The sequence below is a fragment of the Synechococcus sp. genome, from assembly GCF_982614295.1.
Genome location: NZ_CEXBMR010000040.1, coordinates 9,121 through 12,963, shown reverse-complemented (window position 1 = coordinate 12,963; position 3,843 = coordinate 9,121). Strand labels below are relative to the sequence as shown.

The window sequence follows — 3,843 nt, the reverse complement described above, 5'->3', positions numbered from 1 at the left end:
CACACCTATTGCTACAACGAACAAGATCTTAAAAAAGTACTTGCTGGTTTTGGTGAAAAGGCTAATTACACGATTCAGCGCTTTAAAGGCTTAGGTGAAATGATGCCTAAACAACTCTGGGAAACCACCATGGATCCCTCCACCCGCACGATGAAGCGGGTGGAGATAGAAGATGCCGCTGAAGCGGATCGTATTTTTACAATCCTTATGGGCGATAAAGTTGCGCCACGCCGAGCTTTTATCGAAGCCCATAGTGCTGAATTAGATCTTGCGGAGCTTGATATTTAATGCCTTTGCGTTTGGCTTGGTTATTTGGCTTGGCGCTTATGGCCCCAATAGCTTTGCCAGCCGGTGGCGCTGAACGTGATCAGCCAGGGCTGCGCCGCCGCCGTACTGGTGAACCCCTACTGGCAACTGCTGCCCCACAGCAACTACAGATTTCACCCCATCACCAGGCACCGCTGTTGGGCGCTGATGCAGATGCAGGTATGCCATACGAAATTTTGCAAACTTGGTTTAGCAGTGAAGGTGAACGTTGGTGCCGGGTTCGCCAAGGTTCGCTGCGGGGCTGGTTACTCGGTTAGGTGCAGTTCCCTGAACTAACCATCTTTGCTACTAATTATGTTTAAGAGCATTTTGCTGGTATCACTTGGGGCGGTGCCAGGGGCTTGGTTGCGGTTTCGATTGATTAATCATTTTGAGCCGTTAATACCCGCTAAGCACTGGGGCACTTTGGCGGTGAATATGTCCGCTTCTTTTCTTTTGGGTTTACTGGTGGGATTAAATCAAACCTGCCCCTCAACGCCGCTATTGCTTCTGCTGGCCACTGGCTTTTTGGGTAGCTTCAGCACCTTTTCCACCTTCATTGTGGAATTGCTTGTGCTGCTGCATCGCCAAGCCAAGGCCGCCTCACTAATGCTGGCTCTAGCTTCTTTAGTTGGCGGTTTATTTGCAGTGGAATTTGGTTTATTGATCGGTGGATTGGCGTGAATTTAGGCACTGAATTACGTCAACTTCTGTTAGTGGCCCTCGGCGCAATTCCAGGGGCCCTACTGCGCTGGCAAGCAACTGTGCATCTCGCTCCTGTGTTGCCTTTCGCTACCGCTGGCGCGGATTTGCTGGTGAATGTAATTGGCGCGGCATTGCTTGGCTACCTGGTGGCACCACCAGCAATCGCCTCTGGTTTATTGCTTGCCCTTGGCATCGGTTTTTGCGGTTCCCTTACAACTTTTTCCAGTTGGATGCTCGATATGGCCCTGTTGCAACACCAGGGCCAGCAGTTGCAGGCCCTTTTAGTGTTGCTTCTAAGCCTTTGCCTAGGTCTTATGGCTGCAGCATCTGGCTACAGCCTCAGCGCCCGTGTTAGGCGGCAGCGCTAAGGGCGGTTTCAATGGCGCCGGTGAGTTCAGCGGCCTCTGGGGTAACACCGCTTTTGTAGCGGCCAATCACGGTGCCATCACGGCCCACTAGAAATTTTTCAAAATTCCAAGCGATCGCCCCGGCCGGTTCTGTTTTGGTGAGTGTGTCGAATGGAGCGGCGGTGGCACTCACCTTGGCGAATAGTTCAAAATTCACCCCAAAAGTGGTGCTACAAAAATCTTGGATTTCGGCGATGGTGCCTGGTTCTTGGGCGCCAAAATCATTGCAAGGAAAACCGATTACCTTGAAGCCTTGGGGGCCATATTTTTCTTGTAAAGCTTGCAAGCCGGCATATTGCTTAGTGAATCCGCAACGGCTTGCCACATTCACAAGCAACAGCACCTGGCCGGCCTGATCAGCTAGATCCTGGGGGCTACCAGCGGCGTTAGCAACAACCACACCTTTAATACTTGGGGCCATGGGATTGAATCCAAACCCTCAAACCCTAACCACCCCCATACACTCGGGCGATGGTCGAAAACACAACCGCTATTCCAGAACTCACCCAATACCTTGAGCGCTTGCTCATGGCTGGCAATTACGACGCTGTAAAGCAGCTGCTGGAGCCGGAGCAACCCGCTGATGCGGCAGAGGCAATTGGCAATTTGCCTACCCTGCAGCAAGCGATTGCTTTTCGCTTACTGCCCAAAAATGAGGCGATCGAGGTTTACGAATACCTCGATGCAACGGTGCAACAGTCGTTGCTTGAACGCTTGCGTTCTGGCGAGGTGCTGGAGCTGGTGGAGCAGATGTCACCCGATGATCGGGTGCGTTTATTTGATGAATTGCCCGCCAAGGTGGTGCGCAATCTGCTGCAGCAATTAAGCCCAGAAGAACGCCGCGTAACAGCCCAGTTACTTGGCTACGAAAGTGAAACCGCCGGTCGTTTAATGACGACCGAATTCATTGATCTCAAAGAATTTCATAACGCCGCCCAGGCCCTTGCCATCGTGCGTCGCCGCGCCCTTATAACTGAAACGATCTACAGCCTTTACGTAACCGATGCAGCTCGCCAGCTCACTGGAATTCTTTCTTTAAGGGATTTGGTGGTGGCTGATCCGGAGGATTTGATCGGTGCGGTGATGACCCGTGAAGTGGTGCGCGTTTACACCGATACCAACCAAGAGGAGGTGGCAAGGCTGATCAAGCGTTACGACTTTCTCGCTATTCCAGTGGTGGATCGCGAAGACCGGCTGGTGGGAATCGTGACCGTTGACGACGTGATCGATGTGATTGAACAGGAGGCCACCAGGGATCTTTATGCCGCCGGTGCTGTGCAGGCCGGCGATGAAGACGATTACTTCCAAAGCAATTTGTTTGAGGTGGCAAAAAGGCGGGTGTTGTGGTTGTTGGTGTTGCTCATCACCAATACCGGCACTTCAGCGGTGATCGCCTCCCAGCAGGGGGTGATGGAGCGGGTAGTGCAACTCGCTGCTTTTATTCCTTTATTAATTGGCACTGGCGGAAATGTGGGGGCGCAAAGCTCCACTGTTGTGATCCGCGGCCTTAGCACCAACCGTTTGCAGGCCCTGGGGCCCTGGCGCACGGTGGCGCGGGAGGCCTTAGCTGGCGTTTTGCTCGGTTTATTGCTGGCGGCGGTGGTGGTGCCTTGGTCTTGGCAATTGAGTGGTGAACCCTTGGTGGCTATGGCGGCTGGGGTTTCGATGCTTTGCATCTCAATCCTTGCGGCAACGGCTGGAGCCAGCCTGCCTTTGCTGTTTGATCGGCTTGGTTTAGATCCCGCCTTGATGTCTGCACCATTTATCACAACAGTGGTAGACGTGGCTGGTGTTTTCATATATCTGCAAACCGCGGCTTGGCTGCTGCTGCACCTGGGTTTAAAGGGCTGAGTCTTAAAAGACTTGAGTTTTCTGAGAGAAAAACCACCCTTCGTGGGACTATTGTTTACATAACTTCAAGATTCAACGTAGTGGCCACTCCCACCGCCGAGCTTCGCCCCCCTGTTGATGGAGATCTAGTTCGTTCTTACCTGCGTGATATCGGCCGTGTTCCCTTGCTCAGCCATGAGCAGGAGATCACCCTTGGCCGCCAAGTGCAAGAGCTGATGCGCATTGAAGACACAGAAGAAGAGATGCGAATGCGGCAAGGAGAACCTCCAAGCCGGGATGATTTGGCTGTGAGTTTGAACCTTTCACCGGCCGTGCTCAGGCGCCGCCTCATAAATGGCCGCCGCGCCAAAGAGAGGATGGTGGCTGCAAATTTGCGTTTAGTGGTGAGCGTTGCTAAGAAATACACCAAGCGCAATATGGAGCTTCTCGATCTGATCCAGGAGGGCACGATCGGTTTAGTGCGGGGCGTAGAAAAATTTGATCCCACCCGCGGCTATAAATTTTCTACTTACGCCTATTGGTGGATTCGCCAGGGAATTACAAGGGCAATTGCTGAAAAAAGTCGCACTATCCG

At 52.7% G+C, this 3,843-nt stretch carries 6 protein-coding genes and 1 pseudogene; 6 read left to right on the top strand and 1 reads right to left on the bottom strand.

Going from position 1 to position 3,843, the window contains the following annotated elements; translation table 11 throughout:
• The 4 genes and pseudogenes from AC2JC8_RS07630 to AC2JC8_RS07615 form a co-directional block, all read left to right on the top strand.
• A pseudogene (locus AC2JC8_RS07630) lies at positions 1–288 on the top strand (DNA topoisomerase IV subunit B); the annotation flags it as partial.
• Positions 288–584, top strand: coding sequence for an SH3 domain-containing protein (locus tag AC2JC8_RS07625; RefSeq protein ID WP_484400040.1), 297 nt, complete (start codon positions 288–290; stop codon positions 582–584). The pseudogene AC2JC8_RS07630 and the gene AC2JC8_RS07625, both read left to right, overlap by 1 nt.
• A gap of 37 nt (positions 585–621) precedes the next feature.
• Positions 622–990, top strand: coding sequence for a fluoride efflux transporter FluC (locus AC2JC8_RS07620; RefSeq protein ID WP_484400039.1), 369 nt, complete (start codon positions 622–624; stop codon positions 988–990).
• On the top strand, positions 987–1,379 hold the full coding sequence (locus tag AC2JC8_RS07615) for a fluoride efflux transporter FluC (protein WP_484420326.1): 393 nt from the start codon (positions 987–989) through the stop codon (positions 1,377–1,379). Before AC2JC8_RS07620 ends, AC2JC8_RS07615 begins: the two co-directional genes overlap by 4 nt.
• Here the strand turns inward: AC2JC8_RS07615 and AC2JC8_RS07610 are convergent.
• Complete coding sequence (locus tag AC2JC8_RS07610) at positions 1,363–1,839, bottom strand: glutathione peroxidase (protein WP_295456645.1); 477 nt, start codon at positions 1,837–1,839, stop codon at positions 1,363–1,365. The genes AC2JC8_RS07615 and AC2JC8_RS07610 overlap by 17 nt on opposite strands.
• Positions 1,840–1,889: 50 nt before the next feature.
• Between AC2JC8_RS07610 and mgtE the strand changes: the two genes are divergently transcribed.
• Together mgtE and AC2JC8_RS07600 are read left to right on the top strand one after the other, a co-directional pair.
• Positions 1,890–3,269, top strand: coding sequence for a magnesium transporter (gene mgtE, locus AC2JC8_RS07605; RefSeq protein ID WP_484400037.1), 1,380 nt, complete (start codon positions 1,890–1,892; stop codon positions 3,267–3,269).
• Positions 3,270–3,349: 80 nt separating this feature from the next.
• Positions 3,350–3,843 (top strand): sigma-70 family RNA polymerase sigma factor (locus AC2JC8_RS07600; protein ID WP_484420328.1); only part of this gene is annotated, 494 nt, incomplete at its 3' end.

Bases quoted from the DNA above. Each gene is read 5' to 3' on its own strand.
- AC2JC8_RS07625 (WP_484400040.1), top strand. From the start codon at position 288: ATGCCTTTGCGTTTGGCTTGGTTATTTGGCTTGGCGCTTATGGCCCCA.
- AC2JC8_RS07620 (WP_484400039.1), top strand. From the start codon at position 622: ATGTTTAAGAGCATTTTGCTGGTATCACTTGGGGCGGTGCCAGGGGCT.
- AC2JC8_RS07610 (WP_295456645.1), bottom strand. From the start codon at position 1,839: ATGGCCCCAAGTATTAAAGGTGTGGTTGTTGCTAACGCCGCTGGTAGC.
- mgtE (WP_484400037.1), top strand. From the start codon at position 1,890: ATGGTCGAAAACACAACCGCTATTCCAGAACTCACCCAATACCTTGAG.